This window comes from Bosea sp. F3-2, assembly GCF_008253865.1.
Lineage (GTDB): Bacteria > Pseudomonadota > Alphaproteobacteria > Rhizobiales > Beijerinckiaceae > Allobosea.
The window spans coordinates 2,274,653-2,295,106 of record NZ_CP042331.1 but is presented as its reverse complement, the minus strand read 5'-3'; the positions used below and the strand labels follow the sequence as shown (position 1 = coordinate 2,295,106).

The following is a 20,454-nucleotide window of genomic DNA, read 5'->3' as shown; positions in this document are numbered from 1 at the left end:
GCGGTTTTGGTCGGGACCCGTCCTCGCGGAAGGCATTATGGCCAGCGGCCATGCGCGCCGCACCAACAGATCCCATGATTGCGGCGCAGGCGGATACGCTGCGTCATCCAAAAGAGAGGGATCCCCGGCCATGTCGCAGTCATCCAACACTCTCGGCCCTGTTCATTACGATGGAACGCTCGTGCTCGCGATCGAGCTGAGTAGCAAGAGTTGGGTTCTGGCGGCGCAGATCCCCGGTCTTCCGCAGACGCGGGCGAAGCGCACCATCGATCCGGACAAGCTCGCCCTTCAATCCGCGATCGACGGCTACCGCGCTCGTGCGGCTGCTGCCGGCCACTCGGTCGACCGGGTCATTGCGACCTATGAAGCCGGGTGGTCCGGGTTCTGGCTGGCAAGATGGCTCATCGCGATGGGCGTAGAGGTCCATGTCATCCAGCCTTCGAGCGTGCCCGTGGATCGGCGTATGCGCCGCGCGAAGTCCGACGGCATCGATGCCGAATTGCTCCTGCGCACGCTGCTCGCATGGCTCCGCGGCGAACCCCGCGTCTGTTCGATGGTGCCGATCCCTGATGAAGTCGACGAGGATGCCCGGCGCTGCGTCCGGGAACGGACCGAGCTGGTCTCCGAGCGTGTTGGCCTTGTCAACCGGATCGGTGCTGTTCTGGCGACGCTCGGAGCCGGCGACTACAATCCCCTTCTCCAAAATCGCCGCCGCCGGCTGGCTGAGCTGCGGACCGGGCTTGGCAAGCCGCTCCCGCCAAACGCGCTGGCCAAAATCGAACGATTGCTCACCAGGTTGGAACTTGTGATCGCGCAAATGGCGGAGTTGGAGCGCGACCGCGATGCCGTTGCCGAGGCCGTTGCGCCAGACGAAGGCGGCAAGATGATCCAGCAACTTTGCAGCCTGCGCGGCATCGGTGTGCAAAGCGCGACCGTGCTGGTCCGCGAGGCCTTTGTGCGCCGCTTTGCCAACGGGAAGGCGCTTGGCTCATACGCCGGTCTTGCTGCGACTCCGTACAGCAGCGGCGGGATCGAGCGCGAGCAAGGGATCGGAAAAGCTGGCAATCGACGGCTCAGAACCGTGATGGTCGAGCTCGCCTGGCTCTGGCAGCGCTATCAGCCTGGTACAGCGCAAGTGGCCTGGTTCCGCGATCGCGTCGGCTCAACCGGCCGGCGTGTCCGCAAAGTGATGGTGGTCGCCCTCGCGCGCAAACTCCTGATCGCCCTGTGGAGGTTTGTCATTGACGGTATCGTGCCCGAGGGCGCGATCATGAAGCCCTCGGCGTAGACCATCTCCGAGATCGGGCTGCACTGCTACGGCATTGCGGCCCGGTGATCCGAGGGAACGTCGCCGTTGTTCGGCGTGGCGCCTGGCGCCGTCTTCACAGAGTGGTGCCGTTCCTTTGGAGCTCTCCTGTCCCGTATGCGGGACAGTGGTCGGGATCGCCATCCCGCCGGATGTGAGGTTTGCAGGCAGGTCCTGCCGCGAGAGAGCTCACCTCGGTTCATGATCGGAAAAAACCGTTGACCGGAGAATCATCATGTGAGGTCGAACACATGGCCGCACCGACCAGCCCTGCAGAACGCTCGAAAGCCCTTGCCAACGGAGAGCCGTCCACACATGGCGCGAAGCCGTCCTGGGTCGGCTCAACGCCGCTACCGCCCCGATGGAGTGCCGCACTAGCGGGTAGGACTTATTGTGATCAGGCCGCGTAGCGCCAGACGGGCGGCGTCGCGGAGTTCAGCATCGCTTGCGCCGCCACGCGCCGCCACCTTGAGGCCCGAACGCAAGACCAGCAGCATCCGGCCGACGGCGGCGGGGTCGAGGCCCGCGTCAAGTTCGCCGGCCTCGATCCCATCGCGAACTCTAGCAGCGAAGGCCGCGACGACGGACTCGCCGGCAGCGTCGTTGAGAGCGTTGATCTCCGGGGCCGAGCGGCTGAACTCGACGACCGACCCGACCCCCAGGCAGCCGCTTTCGACATCGTCGCTGGAGCCCAACCCAACCAGCAGCGCCGCCTCGATGCCTTCCGCCGCCGTCCCTTTCACAAGGGCCTCGCGCGGGGGCGCGGGCGATCGTGGCATGCAAGGTTGCACGCTTGCGCCCCTGTTCCTCCGAAGGCCTGCAACGGGTTGCCACCCGACGTTTCTGATCCCGTGATTGTCTGCTTTTTGGCAGTGGCGCCAACTTCCGCTCCTGATGCGACGGCTGCTCCTTGCACCTTTTGCGGAACGTCCGTGTGTGGACGCCCCTTCGGATGCAAGAGGTTTTTGTCGAGGCGATTGGCGCTCAGGTTCAGGTGCGTCCGTGTGTCCGGCCTACTGCCGACCACTGAGCCAGCCGCCATCGTCAGCAGAAGCACCCTGTTTCGGCCGATCACGGAAACGCTCTGATCGCGGCTGTAGCGGGCGAAGCCGACGATCATCGTCGGCAGGCTCACCGCGAGCGAGAGGCTGCCAGCGGGTTTGATATCCGCGCCGAACAGGAGGATCAGGGTCGGGATCAGCAACTCGCCGCCCGCCGCCCCCATGAAGCGAGGCCACGACACCGATAAGGAAGCCGGCCGCAATTCCCGCGATGAGCCGCGCCATTCCCGCCAGGATCGCCGTATGGCTAGAGGCATCGTGGCCCAATAGCAGCACGCCCGCGATGGCGACCAACAAGATCGCGATGACGCGGTAGAGCGTTTCGGACCGTATCCGTGAGCAGTTTAGGCAGGTCAGCTCCCACTCTCGCAAAGGAGATCGCCCCATGATCCTCATCGGAGAAGCGGATTCGATTGCGACCGCGTGGTTGAAGCGAGCCCAACGGGCGCGACGAGCCTGGCACGGCCGATCTCTGGCGCAAGCAGCGGCGGCCCTTCGATCCGCAGACCGGCTTCGACTGGCTCTCGTCCTCGCCTTGCTTGCAGTGCCCCTGCCTGCCCCGCCGGTCAGGGCGGAGATTACCAGATGTCGGGAGTGTTCGGGTTTCGATAAGTCAGAATCGGGACGGGGCTATTCGCATGTTGCGCAATAATTTCTGGAGTGACGCTGGTGCTAGCATTGCCCAGAATGACGTGAGGTTTGGATAATCGAGCGATTGAACGCGCGCTATAATGTCAGCTAGATACTTCTCGACATTGCAAACGGACGTCGCGATGACAACCAGGAGGAATGCCAGATTTGAGCGCATGATCTGTATCTCGCAAGCTCTGTCATCATGGATTTCTTTGATGTAGATTATTTATTTAATTCACTTCCGTTGTTGATAGTGTCCAGTTTCTCTAGCCAGATTTCACGCCACCACGTATAAATACTTCTTGGGCAAAATAACCTGTTCTCGCTGTATCTGGAGCGGCAGTATGAATTTTCCAGGATGACGGCAGGCGTTTTGAGTCGCCTCATAAAGCCGGTCTTCTCGTCGATGAAAGTCTCAACGCGAGTTTTTACCTGTAAAACCTTGCCACAATACGGAACAAGCTCAGCATCAAAACTCATGCCTCGATTCTGGTTGAACACGTCTATCGTTTTCCTGATGTCCTCAAAGGATCGGACCCGAACCCAGTCCCCGGCTTGGAGATTAAGCTCGGATACTGGTCCGATCGCGCCACGCGTAAGGTCTCCTGCCCGCCTGGGAAACGGAACGCCGCCCCACAGTGATTGACTCCGATCGTAGAGCCATCGCCCAGGACGGCCCAGCCTTCGCCTCTTGGCCATGGTGATGTAAATGAATGCGAAGTACAAAAACCCGCGCAGCATTCTTGGCAATGAATTATTTCCGGACGTGTAGTCCTCGACGTACTGCCGCGCATCCCACCATTTGAGCGGCTGCGTATACTGAAGAAGTTCGGTGGCCTGACAGGAGTATCTTATATTTTGCTTCGGCTGCGATCCGGATGCGCGGGTCGCTTTCAACACATCCTCTTCGGTGCAGCCCGCTGCGAGATGCTTGGTGTCGGACGTTTCCCCGAATTCGTCTTTTTCGACGGGCTTGAGCCAAGCCTGCTTCCAGAAGATCAGGCATCCTGCCTGGCACCCCCCGTACGCCGCACCGTCGCACCGATGGTTCAAGTGGACGCTGTCAGGCAGCCGGCGGCCAACATAATCTCCGCTGACCGTATCGCAGGTTTTGTGCGCGCGCTTATAGATCTGGAATTTTTGACCGCAATAGTCGAACATCTGCGGCATGAACGGCAGCCCTTCGAGGCGCCCGCCTTTATCGAGCGTTGCAAGGATCTCGTCCTTGCTTCGCACCTCGACCCAGTCACCGGCTCCCATCTTCATGTTGAGCTCCTTCCGTTGACGCGTCGTCCGCTCGATCAAGCTTATTCGGAGGTGCAGTGAACCCCGCCCGTATCCCGATTGGCCGGGAAAATTCCATGGTAATCGTTATTAACACGACGTAGAGTTTGCAAGCAATTCTGCGGCCAAAGACCTTCGCGGCTTGACATCACCGCCCGATCCACCGGGAACGGAAGAATATGGAAGCTCTGAAGCAGCGCACAATTCGAGGCGGCCTCGCCAAACTTGTCGGACAGGGCATAACGTTTGCGCTGCGGCTGCTTTACATCGTGGTGATGGCGCGGTTGCTCTCGCCGTCGGAGTTCGGCCTCGTCGCGATGGTCACGGTCGTAACCGGGATTTACGATCTGTTTCGGGACGGAGGCCTTTCGGCGGCTGCCATCCAACAAGCAACCATCACCGAGGAGCAAAAATCCACCCTGTTCTGGGTCAACATGCTCATAGGCGCAATCCTCACCCTGCTTTGCCTGCTGACTGCGCCAATCCTCATTCGCTTTTATCAAGAACCTCGTCTTTTCGGGGTCACGGCGGCGATATCCGTCGGCTTCCTGTTCGGCGCCGCTGGTGCACAATATGCGGCCATGCTGCATCGGGACTTGCGTTACGTCACGCTGGCTGCGATCGACGTTTTCAGCGTCATCGTGAATACAGCTGCTGCAATCACGATGGCTGCCACCGGCTGGGGCTACTGGTCGATTGTCGTTCCTTCCGTTGGAGTGACAATTTTCAATACTGTGGTGATGTGGCTGGTCGTCGGTTGGAAACCGGGTTGGCCGCGTCGTAATGCCGGGGTGATGGCGATGCTGAAATTCGGCGGAACGACGAGTTTGAATAGGCTCGTCGTTTATGTCGCCTACAATCTCGACAAGGTTTTGCTCGGCCGATTCTGGGGAGCCGATGCACTCGGATTGTATTCGCGGGCATATCAGCTTATCAATATCCCAACGACGCAACTGAACGACGCAATTGGAGGCGTGGCGTTCTCTGCCTTGTCGCGTCTTCAGAATGATTCTGCTCAATATAAAAACTACTTCCTCAAAGGTTACTCTCTCGTCGTTGCCTTGACAGCTCCGATCACGTTGTTTTCCGCTGCATTCGCGGATGACATCATTCGCGTCGTTATGGGACCCCGCTGGGAGGCCGCAGCGACGATCTTTCGCCTGTTGACTCCAACTGTCCTGTTCTTCGGATTGGTTAATCCGCTCGCGTGGTTTCTGATGTCGAGTGGCCTGCAACAACGAAGCTTGAATATTGCGCTGGTTCTCGCGCCAATTTGTGTTGTCTCCTATCTCGCCGGGCTGCCTTACGGGCCGAACGGCGTGGCTGCGGCCTTCTCGATCGCACTGTCGTTGTGGCTTCTTCCGCATATGCTGTGGTGCATCAAAGGCACAGGCATCACGCTGACCGATTTGCTTGAGGCAATTTGGCCACCTGTCAGTTCGGCGATTGTCGCGACGATTGCCGCGATCGCCGTTGGGGCACTCGTAGGTCATGCAGAGTCTGCGCTATTGAGGTTTGCTCTGAACGGCAGCGTCATGGCAGCAACCTACTCGGGAATGCTGCTTGTCGTAATGGGACAGAAAACATTCTATCTGAACCTCATATCCCAATTGAGGACATAGGTCGTGCCGCCTTGATTGGACGGCTTCTTGTGTTTTCGGATTTCAGTTAAAATCGCTCCGGCGCCAATGTAAAGGGGGTGTCCCTGATCCCAAGTATACATGCATGTGTAGTTGATGTGCGCTCAACCGAGCGGCGAGAGTGAGCGTGGGCCGATGGCCGCTCGTGGCTATGCTGCGGCTGTTTGTGGGGTGGTTTTCGGCGGCGAGTACCAAGCACTCAAGCGGGCTCAACGGAGCATAGGCGACGCCGAACGACGTATCGTTGGCGAGGGGTAGGGCTCCGTTCGACTTCCGCGAGAAGAGCGCCGGCAGGTCCTGCGAACCAGACCGGATGAGGTCATGGATTTTGATGTGGTGCTTTGGATCGAGCGCGTGCTCGCTGCCGCGCGCGCGAGCCTTTAGGGTCAGTGCGGACCGTAGGCCGCAGGCGCGTCGCGTTAGCACAATCCGCTCTTCAGCACGAAGACGATGCCGCTCACCACGTGTCGAAGGTGATGCCCGAGCGCGTGCTGGAACTGACCTCCGACCACGCAATCGTGGCTTGCGTGGCGGCCGGCTCAGGCATCGCCATCATGCCGCGCTCGGTGCTGCAGGCGGTGCATGCGGAAAGCCAAGTCCAGGCGCTGCCGCTGCCACGGACCATTGCGCAGGTCAATACCCACCTGGTTTGGCGGCCCGAGCATCATTCGGTGGCGTTGGACGCCTTGCGAGATGAGCTGCACGCAAGAAAGCTGTCGTGAGCGCGGCTCCCCGCTGGCGAACCGCTGGGCGCTCACAGCGCCCCCTCGTTCCGGAGGCCACGCGGGATCGCAACGTCCAAAAGCGGACCTAATCCGCCCGGCTAGGTAAAAACCGGAAACGACCGAGGCTGTCGTCTAATCGCAGCTCGAAGATCAAGCCTTTTTTGCGGACTGGGATGTCGCTTGCCGGGAGCACGGTCGTCTTCGCGGTCGACATGAAGTCGCCGCATGATGGGGCTTCGCGGGGCGAACCTTCCAATGTGTGGAGCGCAGGCGGCGAGCATGGCTCGACACTGCAACAGCCTCGGCGGAATGGTTCGGCCTACGTCCCGGCCGGGACGTCTCAGAGCGCCTTCAGGATTGGCGCAAACGAGCCTGGACGCGTCAGGCGGCGGTTCGGTTGAATGGCTCGCCGGACTTCAACATGGCGTGCATGATCACGGCCAGCTTGCGCGCGACTGCGACGGCCGCGCGCTTGAAGCCCAGCTTTTCACGCAGCTTCAAGCCCCAGCTACGTAGGGCGCTATCAGCCTGCGCCCGCGTCAGGATGACGGTTGCGGCCTCGTAGAGCAGGCCTCGGATATGGGCATCGCCGCGCCTCGAGATGTGGCCGTCATAATCGACCTCTCCGGATTGGTAGCGCCGGGTCGTCAGGCCAAGCCATGCTCCCACGGAGCGGGATTTGGAGAAGTTGGCCGGATCTTCGATGGCGGTGGCGAAGGAGGTTGCCGTGACCGCGCCCACCCCGGGGATCGACATGAGAAGCTGACAGGCCTGGCTTTGTCGTGCGGCGCTCAGGAGCTGGCGCCCGAGCTCGGCTGCCCGCAGGCGTAGGCCGCGCCACGCTTCCAGAATCGGGAGGATGACGCGCGCAAGCTCCTCCTTGCCGGCGAGCAGCCGCCGAACATGCTCCTCGAACTTGCCGCCCTTGCTTGATGGGACCAGCAGCCCGAATGTCTTCATCAGACCACGGATCTGGTTTGAGAGCTCGGTGCTGATCCGGACCAGCTTGGTGCGCGCTGCGACCAAGGTCCGCATCAGCATGCTGTCATAGCCCTTCACCCGGACCTCGCGAAAGAAGCCGACCTCGGCCAGATGCGCCAGGCCGTCGGCATCGTTCGCATCTGTTTTGTTTGGAGCCATGTCGAGCGCCGCCTTGGCATGCCGCGCGTCGATGCAGATCGCCGGAAGGCCTTCTGCCGTCAGCGCATGGTAAAACCACACCGACAACGGACCGGTCTCGAATACGACCCGCTCAACTTCGGGCGCCCGCTGACGGATCACCTCAGCGAGAAGTCTCGGATCCGACGGGCACTTGCCGCGCCAAATCCGCTTGCCTGCCCGCCGCACGGATACTGCCGTCTCTTTCAACGATACGTCGAGACCGATATACTCGCCCATGGTTGTTCTCCATTCGATGCTTGGGCCCGGCCGCAAGTCGAGAGCCCGTTCGTTCATCTTATCGGGGAACAACCACCCATTCGAACGGCCAGTAGAGGCCCGGAGGCGCCGCGCTCCCGCGATTACCCCATGTGTGGAAACGCAGTGCCTGCCGTTTATGAACCGGCGCGATGATCCTGCGAAGAGATCCAGCTTCAGGCTCGGATCGCTTCCATCAGCGGCTTGGCGCCGATGATGGCAATGACGCGCTTGGGGTTATAGGCCAGGACGTGGAGGCCGATCTCGGTTCTGACGTTGGGCAGGCGCTTTGTCAGGAAGTGCGTCGATCCCATCCAGGCCTTGATCGTGCCGAAGGGATGCTCGACGAGCCGTCTTCGCAGGCGCATGGTGCCGGGCGTCAGGTCCATCCGCCGCTGAAGGGCGTCGATGAGCGCCTCATGCTCCCAGCGGGTCACGCGCCGCTCGATGCTGGGGGTGCACCGATCCTTGAGGGCGCAGGCCTGGCAACTGGCACGATCCCAGTAGCGGTGAAGCACCATGCCTCGCTCGACCGTGGTCATATGGCGCGGCAGCAGCGCGCCGGAGGGGCAGCGATAGACGTCCTGCCCGGGCAGGTAGACGAAGTCCTGCTTGCCGAACCGGCCGTCGGTCTTGGCGCCCGAGATCAGCGGCTTGGGCAGATACGGCGTCACGCCCAGGGCGTCGCAGGAACGGATCTCCTCACCGGAGAAGTAGCCGCGGTCGGCCGGCGCATCGAGCTTTGCCACGCCCATGGCGGCCTTGGCCTTGGCGGCCATGGCCGCGAGCTGTTCGCGGTCGCTGCCGGTCATCACCACGTCGTGGGCAACGATCAGGTGATGCTCGGCCTCCACCGCAGACTGGAGATTGTAGCCGACGATCCCGCTGCCGCGCCCGCTGGTGGCCATCGAGCGAGCGTCCGGATCGGTCAGCGAGACCTGGCCGTCCGGCGCGGCTTCGACCCGTCCCGCCATCGCCTGAAGCATCTTCATCTGCTCGCGCAACCGTTCGACCTTCTCCTTCAGCCGTTCCGAACGCGCAGTGGCGGCCTCGCCTTCCTGGCGGTCGGCCGTGTCGAGGTCGCGCAGGTAGCCGGCGATGTGCTCGGCGACTTGCTCCAGACGCTTCTGGAGCTTGTGGGTCGTGAAGTTCTTGTCGCGGCTGTTCACCGCCTTGAACTTGCTGCCGTCGATCGCGACCAGGGCGCTCCCGAACAGGCCGATCTGACGACACAGCACCACGAACTGCGCACAGGCGGCCTGGATCGCCGAGCCATTGTCCTTCCGGAAGTCGGCGATCGTCTTGTGGTCGGGCGCAAGCCTCCCCGTCAGCCACATCAACTCGACATTGCGCCCAGCCTCGCGCTCCAGCCGGCGGCTGGACTGCACCCTGTTCAGGTAGCCGTAGACGTAGAGCTTGAGCAGCGTCGCCGGGTGGTAGGCGGGGCGTCCCGTCGCTGCCGGCGTCACGCCATCAAAGCCCAGAGCGCCCAGGTCCAGGTCATCGACGAAGACGTCGACCACCCGCACCGGGTTTTCCTCGGCCACGTAGTCGTCCAGGCAATCGGGGAGCAGCGTCGGCTGCCGGCGGTCGCAACCCTCGATGAAGCCGCTCAAATCCACCTCCCGACTGCGATGTCAGGATTCTAGCCGATCTGGAGGGTTTTCACACATGGGGTAATCGCGGGAGCGCGGCGCCTCCGGGCCTCTACTGGCCGTTCGAATGGGTGGTTGTTCCCCGATAAGATGAACGAACGGGCTCTCGACTTGCGGCCGGGCCCAAGCATCGAATGGAGAACAACCATGGGCGAGTATATCGGTCTCGACGTATCGTTGAAAGAGACGGCAGTATCCGTGCGGCGGGCAGGCAAGCGGATTTGGCGCGGCAAGTGCCCGTCGGATCCGAGACTTCTCGCTGAGGTGATCCGTCAGCGGGCGCCCGAAGTTGAGCGGGTCGTATTCGAGACCGGTCCGTTGTCGGTGTGGTTTTACCATGCGCTGACGGCAGAAGGCCTTCCGGCGATCTGCATCGACGCGCGGCATGCCAAGGCGGCGCTCGACATGGCTCCAAACAAAACAGATGCGAACGATGCCGACGGCCTGGCGCATCTGGCCGAGGTCGGCTTCTTTCGCGAGGTCCGGGTGAAGGGCTATGACAGCATGCTGATGCGGACCTTGGTCGCAGCGCGCACCAAGCTGGTCCGGATCAGCACCGAGCTCTCAAACCAGATCCGTGGTCTGATGAAGACATTCGGGCTGCTGGTCCCATCAAGCAAGGGCGGCAAGTTCGAGGAGCATGTTCGGCGGCTGCTCGCCGGCAAGGAGGAGCTTGCGCGCGTCATCCTCCCGATTCTGGAAGCGTGGCGCGGCCTACGCCTGCGGGCAGCCGAGCTCGGGCGCCAGCTCCTGAGCGCCGCACGACAAAGCCAGGCCTGTCAGCTTCTCATGTCGATCCCCGGGGTGGGCGCGGTCACGGCAACCTCCTTCGCCACCGCCATCGAAGATCCGGCCAACTTCTCCAAATCCCGCTCCGTGGGAGCATGGCTTGGCCTGACGACCCGGCGCTACCAATCCGGAGAGGTCGATTATGACGGCCACATCTCGAGGCGCGGCGATGCCCATATCCGAGGCCTGCTCTACGAGGCCGCAACCGTCATCCTGACGCGGGCGCAGGCTGATAGCGCCCTACGTAGCTGGGGCTTGAAGCTGCGTGAAAAGCTGGGCTTCAAGCGCGCGGCCGTCGCAGTCGCGCGCAAGCTGGCCGTGATCATGCACGCCATGTTGAAGTCCGGCGAGCCATTCAACCGAACCGCCGCCTGACGCGTCCAGGCTCGTTTGCGCCAATCCTGAAGGCGCTCTGAGACGTCCCGGCCGGGACGTAGGCCGAACCATTCCGCCGAGGCTGTTGCAGTGTCGAGCCATGCTCGCCGCCTGCGCTCCACACATTGGAAGGTTCGCGCGAAGCCCCATCATGCGGCGACTTCATGTCGACCGCGAAGACGACCGTGCTCCCGGCAAGCGACATCCCAGTCCGCAAAAAAGGCTTGATCTTCGAGCTGCGATTAGACGACAGCCTCGACCCAAAGCCGACTCTCATTCCGAGTGAGCCAATTTCCGCTGTTGCCAAGCGAGAGGACATTCCCGTTCAGCGACAGGAGTCACCATCGTTGGGGCCGGCCCTTGGCGCATGCCAGCACGGCGGTCAGGTGTGGAAGAACCCGGCGTTGGTCAGACCGTCCTCCACGATGCCGGCGCCTGCTGTCGTACCCAGCTCGAGCAGCACCACCTCGCAAGCGCCCTCCGGGGCGGCGGGGCAACGTTCGACGCCATGCGGTACGACGATGAACTCGCCCTCCTCGATGAGCTCGTCGCGGTCACGGAACCTCATCAGCAGCCGGCCCTTGTGCACGAAGAAGACCTCGTCCTCGTGCTTCTGGAAATGCCAGGCCGCTTCGCCTTCGAACCTGGCGAGCTTGATCTGCATGTTGTTGACGCGCGCGGCAATATGGGGCGGCCAGGTGTCGGAAAACCGGCCGAACGCAAACGTCAGGTTCTCCTTGTGGAACGGCGAAATGTGCCTGTTGAGCGTCGCGACGTCGCGAATGATCGTGGCGAGCTGGTGGGGCACGTCCTTGCCATCGGCCGGGTATTTCCCGTCGAGCGCGGCCGTGCCGATCGTGAAGCCGGCGGCTCCGGCCTGCTTCAGGGCGGCGATCCGTTCCGGCGTGTCGATGGACCCGGCGACATAGACGGGCTTGGATACCGCGGCGCACACCGCCTGAATCAGGGCTGGCACGTTCTCCCTCGAGCGATAGGCCAGCAGATCGAGGCCATGCACGCCGTCGCGGGCCGCCAGCGTCCGCGCGCTGGCGACGACCTCGTCAATGCTGCCTTCCAGAACGCTCGGATGGCCGGAGATCCGCCCCGGGAACGGACAGTACTGGATTGTCGTGCCGGCGATGATCGGGAGCACGTCATCGACCCTCGTCCCGCCGAGCAGGACATCGATGCCGATCTCGACCGCAGCCCTTGCCGATTCGATTTCGCTATCGCGGTCGAGCGAGACGACCTCGAGATAGGATGTTGCGCCGCCCTCCCTGATGGCTCTGTTGAGCGCCTTCAATTGGTCGAGCGGCAGGCCGATATCCTTGAAGCCGATATGCCGGACCCCGAGATGCAGGGCGGTTTGAAGCTGCTCCGATGCGTCTTCGACGGTGCGGTCGTTGCGCGTGAGCATGAAGATGAAGCGAAGTCCCATCAGGACACCTTTTCGGTTCTGTTCGACCTGGTTTGCGCGGAAACGAGCCGCCGGGCGTATGCGAGCGCGGTCTCCAGGCTGGCGGGATCGGCGATACCCTGGCCTGCTATGTCGAACGCTGTGCCATGATCCGGACTGGTGCGGACGAACGGCAGCCCAAGCGTGATGTTCACGCCCTTCTCTAGACCGAGATATTTCACGGGGATCAGGCCCTGATCGTGATATTGGGCCACGATGATGTCGAAGCGCCCCTTGCGGGCCTGCATGAACACGGTATCGCCCGGCCAGGGGCCGCTCGCGTCGATGCCCTCGGCGCGTGCGGCTGCGATGGCGGGAGCTATGATCCGGATCTCTTCATCCCCGAACAGACCGCCTTCGCCGGCATGGGGGTTGAGGCCCGCAACGGCAACGCGCGGGGCGGCGAACCCGAGCGCCTTCCCGCCCTCATGCGCGAGGCGGATCGCGGACATCTGGGCGTCGAAATCCGCCTGCTCGATGGCCTGGCGGAGCGAGGTGTGGATGGTCACAAGAACCGTGCAGATCTCCTCGTTGGCGAGCATCATCGCGACGCGCTGCGCCCCGCCATGATCCGCCAGGATTTCGGTGTGCCCGGGGTAGCCGATCCCGGCGCTCGCCATGGCTTCCTTGTTGATCGGCGCGGTGACGATGCCGCTGACCGTGCCGGCCCTGGCTGCCCTGATCGCGGCCACGATGGCATCGAACGACGCCTGGCCGGACATGGCGCTGATCCTCCCGACGGGCGGCGGTTCACGGATCTGCGTCACCTCGATCACCTCGATGCAGCGGGGCTGAAGCCTCGCCTCCTCGGGAACAGTCACCGCCCGGACCGCAACGTCCAGGCGAAGGCGGCAAACGATGTCGGACATCACGACATGGCTGCCGAAGACGACGGCGCGCTCATCTCCGTTGGCGAGCACCTTCGCCACGATCTCCGGGCCGATGCCGGAGGCATCGCCCATGGTGATGGCGAGGGGAGGGGTTTCGTTCATGGCAGCACGACCTCGGAGCGAGGAGCCGCGTGGCGCAGCCGCGTGACCGCACGGCGCAGCGTGTCCTCGTCGCCAAAACCCCCGGCCTTCATGGCGAGAAGGAGCGCGCGCCCGTCATCGAGCCAGGCACGGCCAAGCGGAAAACCTGGCTCGAGTTCGTGGAGGATCTCGAATTCCCGAACCTCCAGGAGGTCAAGGATCGCCTCCATGGTGTCCCCGCCAGTGGCAATCAACGCGGCGAAGGCTCGGGCACGAAGCCTGTCTGCCCCATCCCTTGCAATCCCCCGCAGAAGCGGCGCGGGATCGTCCTCGCGCTGGCCCGGGCTGCGCAGCAGGGTGACCCCGCTCGCCCCCTCGACCTGATCGGCCTGACGGTGACTGCGCGGGTTCGCGCTGCCGATGACGATCAGAATGTCGCCAGGCCCGCCACCGGCCGCTGCAGCAGGAGCCCCAGTCGCTGTCGGTGCCAGGCGCCGCGCCAGCGCCACCGCCATCCCCGGGGAGCCCACCCACAGCGTGGCTTCCGGATCGGGCAAGGCCGCAACCTGCGCGTCGAGCTCGTCCTGCGTCGTGGCGTCGAGCATCACCACGTTCGCGATGGAGGGCGGGAGGAGGTCGGCGAGCACCGAATGGCGTGCCGGATGCACCGGATCGCGGCCATACGCGGTCTCCGACACTGGGATACCGCCCACAAGTTGAACCCCGCCGACGGTTGTGCGTCCGGCTGCGGGAAAGACCGGGGCGAAGACGAGCCTCTTGCGCCCGCTTGCCCGGAACGTCGCGTCCAGCTCCATCCTCACATGTCCGCGAAGCGTCGAGTCGACCGTCTTGTAGAGGACGTCACGTGAGGCGAGTTGCGCGATGAGACGCGCGACCCGCTCCGCGACCTCGGCCTCCGGAACCGACCGCGAGCCACTGTCCACGGCGATGACGTCGCTCTCTTGCCGGGGCAATCGGCCCCGGCCGACCCAAGCGCCGTGGCCGCGCATGACGAAGGGGCCAGCCCCGTCCGCCGCACTGGTCAGATCGTCGGCGAGAACCCCGACCGTTGGTTTCCCGTTGCTTCGCATGTCCCGATCATGCCCCGTCCACGCGACAAGAAAAGCGATAGTTTCTGCACCATACCGGTGATACCAGATCACCAATGAAGCGGTCGGAACTACCATCCCTGGACGACCTGCGTGCGTTCGAGACGGCGGCTCGACTTGGCTCGGTGCGCCTGGCGGCAGGCACCCTCGCGCTGACCCATGGCGCCGTCAGCCGGCGCATCACCAGGCTGTCGGAGGACCTTGGCTTCAAACTGTTCGAGAAGAGCGGCCGCGGCCTGCGGCTGACCCCCGCCGGCGAGATGCTCAACCTCACCCTCGGCAGGTTCTTCACCGAGTTGTCGGCGACCGTTGAGAGCCTGCGCGCCACGACGTCCCGGCAGAACGCCCTGGTGCTCTCGTGCGAGCCTTCCGTCGCCATGCGCTGGCTCATCCCGAGGCTGGGAGCTTTCCAGGCCGCGCATCCCGATGTCGCGCTGCACCTCTCGGTCGGCGGCGGGCCGGTCGAGTTCCGGCGCGACCGGATCGATCTCGCCATACGCCGGCTCGACTTCGCGTTGCCCGAAGCATGGCATGTCCAGCGCCTCTTCGCGGAAAGGGTAGGGCCCGTGATGAGCCCCCACTTCGTTCCGGCGTTCGAGGGTGGCAACTATATCGCGCTGGGCTCCAAAACTAGGCCGGACGCCTGGTCGCAGTGGCTCGCTGCCCATCCCTCATGCCATCCGCCCACCGAGATCCGGTTCTACGACCATCATTTCCTGATCGTCGAGGCCGCTTCAGCCGGGCTGGGGGTCGCGCTGAGCCCACTCGTCCTGGCGACCGACGACCTGGATCGACAACGCTTGCTGGCACCTGTCGGCTTTGACGACGATGGAAGTCACTACGGCCTCATCTGGACCGGCGAGAGAGAGCTGTCCAGGGGCGCTCGTGCTCTCGCACATTGGCTGCAGGAGGAGTGCGCAAGGTCGCTTGGCTGACCGAACGCTCCAGGCTACTTCGGCCCGTCACGAAGGTCATCAACGTCATGCACCCCTACGAGACGAGCGCCAGAAGTTGACATTCGAAACCTACCGGACAACGGACATCGAATATGTGGCTCTGCGCGTATTTGCGTTGCGGGGCCTTCGTGAGGCTTGAAATATCAAACTTGGCGCGGTGTCAGCACCGAACTTCCGGTATGGCGGCGACAAGGAGGAAGTCATGCGCATCGATTCGCCCGACGTCGAACAACTGATCGATCTGCCGTTGGGGGTTGGTGAAGGCGCATTCTGGCATGCCGCCGAACAAGCGCTGTACTTCGTGGACATCCTGGCTCCCGCCCTGTTCCGGCTCGATCCCGCGACGCGCGCGCTTGCGCGCTGGGATATGCCGAGCGCGATCGGGAGTTTCGGCTTGTGCCGCGACGGCCGGGCGATCGTGGCCTTGCGACACGGCATCCACTTTTTCGACTTCACCAGCGCCCGGTTCGAGCTCGTGGCCCATCCCGAGGCGGATCGGCCCGGCAATCGCCTGAATGACGGCAAGGTCGGCCCCGATGGCCGCTTCTGGGTCGGCAGCATGGACGATACGCCGGACAAGCGGCCCGTCGCCTCGCTCTATCGCGTCGATCATGACGGCACCTGCACCCGGATGCTCGATGGCCTCATCGTCTCGAACGGGCTGGCCTGGTCGGCGGATGGGCGAACGCTGTTTCACTCCGACAGCCGCGGCAAATTCGTTCAGGCCTTTGACTACGACCTGTCCAGCGGCGGGCTAAGCCGCCAGCGCCGCATTTGCCTGCTGGAAGAGGAGGATGGCCGGCCCGATGGAGCGGCCTGCGATGCGGAGGGCTACTACTGGTCGGCCGGGGTCTCCGCCGGCTGCCTCAACCGGATCGCGCCGGATGGCAGCATCGACCGCAAGGTTCTGCTGCCCGTGCCGGCCCCCACCATGCCCTGTTTCGGCGGGCCTGATCTGAAGACGCTCTTCGTCACCTCATTGACCACGGACCGCACCGGCACGAAGCGGGCAGGAACGGTGTTGTCGTTCCGCGTCGACGTGCCGGGCGCGCCAGTGGCCCGTTTCGGCGAGCCGCTGGAAATGCGCTTGTAGGGCCGGTTCTTGTAGGGCGGGCTTCAGAATCGCGGGCGCGCGGGATTGAAGTCCGGCCGGTACTTGCGCATTTCGCTGGTGTCGTCGCGCACCCGGATGCCGCAATCGAGATATTGCCGGTGAAGGCGGGCCAGCGCAGCACGGTCCAGCCGCACGCCAAGGCCCGGGCCTTCCGGCGGCGCAAGCGAACCGTTCTCAATACTCAGCTTGCCGCCCTCGATAACCTCCTCGACCTGCCAAGGATAGTGCGTGTCGCAGGCATAAGCGAGATTGGGGATCGTGGCGCCGACATGGGTCATCGCCGCCAGGCTGATGCCCATATGTGAGTTCGAGTGCATCGAGATGCCGAAGCCGAAGACGCGGCCGAGATGTGCGAGATGCTGGGTGGCGCGCAGGCCGCCCCAGTAATGATGGTCGGACAGGACGACCTGAACGGCGTTCAGGCGGATCGTTTCAGGAATATGCCCGAACGCTATCGTGACCATGTTGGTAGCAAGCGGCATGGGCGCGAATGTCGCGACCTGCCCCATCTCGGCGAGCGTCCCGGCGGGATCCTCGAGATATTCGAGCAATCCCTCCAGTTGCGGCATCACACGCCGCGTCGTCTCGACCGACCAGCCGCCATTTGGGTCGATCCGCAAGGGATGGAGGGGGAAAGCCTTGCGCAAGTGCCGGAGCGTCTCGATCTCGAAATCCGGCTCGAACACGCCGGCCTTGAGCTTGATGGAACCGAATCCGAACTCCGTCACCATCCGGCGCGCTTGCTCGACCATCTGCTCGTGGCTGAGCGCCTCGCCCCAATCATCAGCGGGATAGCCGGGATCATCCTTGTGTCGTGCGAATTTGTAGAAGAGATAGGCGCTGTAGGGCACCCGGTCGCGCAGCTTGCCGCCGAGGACGTCGCAAAGCGGGCGGCCCATGATCTGGCCCTGGAGATCGAGGAAAGCGACCTCGAAGGCGGCGAGCGCCGAGGCGCGGGCCTTGTCACCGGCGGGCGCGAAGGTCTGGCCGGGATCCGGACTGCCGCCGACTGCCGCATAGACGACGCGCGTCAGCCCGTTCAGATCGAATGGATCGAGTCCGATCAGGCCGGCTTTCACCTTGCCCAGATTGGCCAAGGTCTCCAGATCGCCATAGCTCTCGCCGAGCCCGACATGGCCGTCGGCGGTTTCGACCTCGATGATGCTGCGCAGGGCCCAAGGCTCGTGCACGCCGGAGACATTCAGAAGCGGCGGGTCGCGGAAGGCGATCGGAGTGATACGGGCATCGATGATGCGCATCGGAGGCCTCGGCAGGATTGGGGTGAGCTGGATTGGTCGCAAGGCAAGCGGACGATTCATGCACTTGGCGCGGGCGGAGGAACGGGCGCGCCGGCATATTCGAGGGCGCAGAAGCCGCCGCCCTGGAAATAGAGCGCGGGCGGCTCGTGCGTGAGTTCGGCCTCCCCAGCCATGGCCTCCTCCGTGTAGTCCTCGGCATGATCCTGGGGCCTGTAGCCCAGCCCACGAGCGACGGCATTGTCGTACCAGCCGCCAACATTGTCCGAGACGCCGTATACGATGGTGTTGTGTATGTCGGGATGCTCCAGCCCGATCAGGCAGAGCTGGGCAAGATCGCGCCCGCTGATCCAGATCCTGAGCGTGCGGGCATTGCCGGGGATGTCGGCGGCGTTGCCGATCCGCACATGCATGCTGCGGATGCCGTATTTGTCGGCATAGAGTGCACCCACAGCCTCCCCCCAGCATTTGCTGAGCCCGTACCGGCCATCCGGCCGCGGCGGCACCGTCTCGTCGATGCGCTGATGCCTGGGGTAGAAGCCAACGGCGTGGTTGCTCGAGCCGAAGACGACGCGACCCACGCCCTGGCGTCGCGCTGCTTCATAGACATTCCAGGTGCCGACGACATTGGTCTGCAAAATGGCCTCGAACGGCGCTTCGCGCACGACGCCCGCCATGTGGATCACTGCATCCATGCCCGCCATGGCCCGCTCGACGGCGGCGATGTCGGAGATATCGGCCTGCACGGCCTCCTCGTTGGCGGCGAGAGCGGCCGGAGCGACGGCGTCGAGAATGCGGATGCGAGCGAAGCGCGTGCCGAGTTCCCGGCGCAGTTTTCGCCCGATATTGCCGGCGCCGCCCGTGATCAGGAGGTTGCGAATGACGGTCGGCTCTTGCTGTACCATGCGTCTTCTCCCGGCTTTTGCCTTGAGCGAATGAGTGGGTCCGATGCTTCTTCGGCTCAGCGCAGCAGGGCGGCCCGAAGCCGCCTGTCGAGGGTGAAGACGCTCCCGGATGCCGGGGCTTCGGCAATCTGGTGCGGCGTCAGTCCAATCCGGCCACTCGTGACGTAGAGCAGGTCCGCACCTTCTCCGCCAAAGGCCAGCCCGGTCGGACGCGGCACGGGGAGGGACAAAAGCCGCATGTCGGAACCGTCGCGCTGCAGACGCGCCAGGCTCCAGCCATCCCATAGGGCGACCCATAGATGATCAGGCTCCTCCAGTGCCAGGGCTATGGGGCGTCCATGGATGGCGTCGACGCGCGCGACCGCCTCCTGGCGCCCGAGCCTGCCCACCTTGCCGATCGGGAAGCGGATGATTTCGCCGGCATCCCGGAGGGCGGCATAGAGGTAGCGCCCGGCCGCATCGATCAGGATATCGGTGGGAGCGACGGGCAATTCCGTCTCCAGCTCCGGTTCTCCGCCAGCGAGCCGATACAGCCCCGGGCGCACCTGCGAGGCGGAGGTTTCCCCGACTCCGAGCCATATCTGCCCGTCCTGCCCATGGCAGGCGGAGGCGATGCCGGCGAGCAGCCCCGGCGAGAGCGCCGGGCTCAAGGGGGAGAAACGCGCATTCCGGTCGACGGTCATGGCGCCTTTTTCCGTCACCACGAGCCAGCGTCCCTCGCCGATCGCGGTCAGGGCCATCGCCGGCGCGGTAAACTGCGCCATCACCTCCGACTGGGGTGCAGCAACGGATTGGCCGGCGCCCGAACGCATGATCGCGGGGGCCAGCGCATCCAGCCATAGCAGCGAACCTGTCTCCGCATCCCAGCTCGGCGACTTTCCCAGGAAGGAACGCCCGTTGGCGGCGAGCGGCACCTGTCCGCCATCGGGCCGGGCGCGCGGACGCACGCCGCCTTGCCGCCTGACGGACTCGCCGAGCCGCCGGGCCGCGGTGGCGACCTCAGGCCCGAGCTGGTGAACCCGCTCCAGCGTCATCCGATAACAGGGGCCCGAGACCGTGAAGGCTCCGAGCGGGACGTCGCCCTCGCCGGGTACGGCGGCGCTGACGCAGCGAACCCCCTCCATGAATTCCTCGTCGTCGATCGCATAACCCCGCAGCCGGAAGAGGTCGAGCTGCGAGCGCAGCTGGGCCGGGTCCGTGATCGTGCGGTCCGTGACGCGCTCGAAGCTCATGCGGCCGATCAGCGCCTCGCGTTCGGCCGGGGCCAGTGCCGCGAGATGCGCCTTGCCCATTCCGGAGCAATAGAGCGGTCGCAGGCTGCCCAGCGGAGCCCCCGTGCTGATCGGGTAAAGGCTCACGATCTTCTGGATGATGATCATGTTGATGCCGCCCGGGGCGGCGAAATAGACGGTCTCTCCGCTGAGCTCGTTAAGCCAGCGGATCTCCGTCATGGCGAGCATCGGCAGGTCCGGGATCGGCCAGACGGCCTGAGCGTATTCGAGGAATCGGAAGCCCGGGAAATAGCCTTGCCCGCTTGCCTCGACGCGCACCAGCCCGCGCTGCTGCAACGTGTTGATGATGCGATAGACCGTGCTGCGCGGGACGCCCAGCTCGTCGGCCAGGGTCTGCGCCCTGTGCTCGCCCGGCGAGGCCACGATCAGATCGATCAGGTTCAGCGCTTTGCCGACGAGCCTGGTGCCACGAACCTCGGTGACGGCGTTGGCCTTCTGTCCCTCGTCTTCGGGCGCGGCATCCGGTTCGAGGCTGGCGAGGCGGTGACGCATGAAACGGGGCGGCCTGTCG

Annotated in this window: 17 protein-coding genes and 1 pseudogene; 6 read left to right on the top strand and 12 right to left on the bottom strand. The window is 63.9% G+C overall.

Translation table 11 applies throughout. From position 1 onward, the window contains the following. The first annotated feature begins 130 nt into the window (after positions 1 to 130). Entirely contained in the window at positions 131 to 1,288 is a 1,158-nt protein-coding gene (locus tag FQV39_RS10630) for an IS110 family RNA-guided transposase (protein WP_149130259.1), read from the top strand. 392 nt (positions 1,289 to 1,680) lie between these two features. Here the strand turns inward: FQV39_RS10630 and FQV39_RS10625 are convergent, their stop codons facing one another. The 3 genes and pseudogenes from FQV39_RS10625 to FQV39_RS10615 all read right to left on the bottom strand — a co-directional run bounded on the left by FQV39_RS10625 (position 1,681) and on the right by FQV39_RS10615 (position 4,266). After that, entirely contained in the window at positions 1,681 to 2,049 is a 369-nt protein-coding gene (locus tag FQV39_RS10625; protein WP_149130258.1) for a TetR family transcriptional regulator C-terminal domain-containing protein, read from the bottom strand. Positions 2,050 to 2,321: 272 nt separating this feature from the next. Further along, positions 2,322 to 2,706: pseudogene (locus FQV39_RS33110) on the bottom strand (TSUP family transporter); the annotation flags it as partial. A gap of 516 nt (positions 2,707 to 3,222) precedes the next feature. Continuing rightward, entirely contained in the window at positions 3,223 to 4,266 is a 1,044-nt protein-coding gene (locus tag FQV39_RS10615) for a hypothetical protein (RefSeq protein WP_149130257.1), read from the bottom strand. 197 nt (positions 4,267 to 4,463) lie between these two features. On the opposite strand from FQV39_RS10615, the gene FQV39_RS10610 reads away from it, so the two are divergent. Further along, the gene (locus FQV39_RS10610) at positions 4,464 to 5,906 is read left to right on the top strand and encodes a lipopolysaccharide biosynthesis protein (protein ID WP_149130256.1); all 1,443 of its coding nucleotides are present in this window, start codon (positions 4,464 to 4,466) and stop codon (positions 5,904 to 5,906) included. A gap of 42 nt (positions 5,907 to 5,948) precedes the next feature. Here FQV39_RS10610 and FQV39_RS10605 read toward each other — a convergent pair whose 3' ends face one another. Then, the gene (locus FQV39_RS10605) at positions 5,949 to 6,350 is read right to left on the bottom strand and encodes a methionine adenosyltransferase (protein ID WP_248313320.1); all 402 of its coding nucleotides are present in this window, start codon (positions 6,348 to 6,350) and stop codon (positions 5,949 to 5,951) included. Here FQV39_RS10605 and FQV39_RS10600 point away from each other — a divergent pair. Then, complete coding sequence (locus tag FQV39_RS10600; RefSeq protein WP_282570308.1) at positions 6,314 to 6,646, top strand: LysR substrate-binding domain-containing protein; 333 nt, start codon at positions 6,314 to 6,316, stop codon at positions 6,644 to 6,646. The genes FQV39_RS10605 and FQV39_RS10600 overlap by 37 nt on opposite strands. Before the next feature lie 384 nt (positions 6,647 to 7,030). Here the strand turns inward: FQV39_RS10600 and FQV39_RS10595 are convergent, their stop codons facing one another. Then, entirely contained in the window at positions 7,031 to 8,047 is a 1,017-nt protein-coding gene (locus FQV39_RS10595; protein WP_149128711.1) for an IS110 family RNA-guided transposase, read from the bottom strand. 194 nt (positions 8,048 to 8,241) lie between these two features. Next, positions 8,242 to 9,681, bottom strand: coding sequence for an IS1182 family transposase (locus FQV39_RS10590; RefSeq protein ID WP_210251196.1), 1,440 nt, complete (start codon positions 9,679 to 9,681; stop codon positions 8,242 to 8,244). A 186-nt stretch (positions 9,682 to 9,867) separates the two neighbouring features. Here FQV39_RS10590 and FQV39_RS10585 point away from each other — a divergent pair, with 186 nt between their 5' ends. Then, complete coding sequence (locus FQV39_RS10585) at positions 9,868 to 10,884, top strand: IS110 family RNA-guided transposase (RefSeq protein WP_149128711.1); 1,017 nt, start codon at positions 9,868 to 9,870, stop codon at positions 10,882 to 10,884. 382 nt (positions 10,885 to 11,266) lie between these two features. On the opposite strand, the gene FQV39_RS34215 is transcribed toward FQV39_RS10585, so the two are convergent. The 3 genes from FQV39_RS34215 to FQV39_RS10570 are packed head-to-tail and all read right to left on the bottom strand — an operon-like array spanning position 11,267 to position 14,474. Continuing rightward, positions 11,267 to 12,322 carry a cupin domain-containing protein gene (locus tag FQV39_RS34215; protein ID WP_149130254.1) on the bottom strand — a complete coding sequence of 352 codons (1,056 nt, stop codon included), beginning with the start codon at positions 12,320 to 12,322 and terminating at the stop codon, positions 11,267 to 11,269. Continuing rightward, positions 12,322 to 13,332: a 4-hydroxythreonine-4-phosphate dehydrogenase PdxA gene (gene pdxA, locus FQV39_RS10575; protein ID WP_149130253.1), complete on the bottom strand. Its 1,011-nt coding sequence runs from the start codon at positions 13,330 to 13,332 to the stop codon at positions 12,322 to 12,324. The genes FQV39_RS34215 and pdxA overlap by 1 nt, the downstream gene beginning before the upstream one ends. Then, a complete protein-coding gene (locus tag FQV39_RS10570; protein WP_248313389.1) occupies positions 13,329 to 14,474 on the bottom strand; it encodes a four-carbon acid sugar kinase family protein in 1,146 nt (381 codons plus the stop codon). The genes pdxA and FQV39_RS10570 overlap by 4 nt, the downstream gene beginning before the upstream one ends. Positions 14,475 to 14,476: 2 nt before the next feature. On the opposite strand from FQV39_RS10570, the gene FQV39_RS10565 reads away from it, so the two are divergent. Together FQV39_RS10565 and FQV39_RS10560 are read left to right on the top strand one after the other, a co-directional pair. Beyond that, the gene (locus FQV39_RS10565; protein ID WP_149130252.1) at positions 14,477 to 15,355 is read left to right on the top strand and encodes a LysR family transcriptional regulator; all 879 of its coding nucleotides are present in this window, start codon (positions 14,477 to 14,479) and stop codon (positions 15,353 to 15,355) included. Positions 15,356 to 15,578: 223 nt separating this feature from the next. Then, positions 15,579 to 16,469: an SMP-30/gluconolactonase/LRE family protein gene (locus tag FQV39_RS10560; protein WP_149130251.1), complete on the top strand. Its 891-nt coding sequence runs from the start codon at positions 15,579 to 15,581 to the stop codon at positions 16,467 to 16,469. A 23-nt stretch (positions 16,470 to 16,492) separates the two neighbouring features. On the opposite strand, the gene FQV39_RS10555 is transcribed toward FQV39_RS10560, so the two are convergent. The 3 genes from FQV39_RS10555 to FQV39_RS10545 form a co-directional block, all read right to left on the bottom strand. Beyond that, positions 16,493 to 17,749: a glucarate dehydratase family protein gene (locus tag FQV39_RS10555; RefSeq protein WP_149130250.1), complete on the bottom strand. Its 1,257-nt coding sequence runs from the start codon at positions 17,747 to 17,749 to the stop codon at positions 16,493 to 16,495. 56 nt (positions 17,750 to 17,805) lie between these two features. Next, the gene (locus tag FQV39_RS10550) at positions 17,806 to 18,627 is read right to left on the bottom strand and encodes an NAD-dependent epimerase/dehydratase family protein (RefSeq protein WP_149133772.1); all 822 of its coding nucleotides are present in this window, start codon (positions 18,625 to 18,627) and stop codon (positions 17,806 to 17,808) included. Between the two features lie 80 nt (positions 18,628 to 18,707). Then, complete coding sequence (locus FQV39_RS10545; protein WP_149130249.1) at positions 18,708 to 20,435, bottom strand: IclR family transcriptional regulator domain-containing protein; 1,728 nt, start codon at positions 20,433 to 20,435, stop codon at positions 18,708 to 18,710. Positions 20,436 to 20,454: the final 19 nt, after the last annotated feature.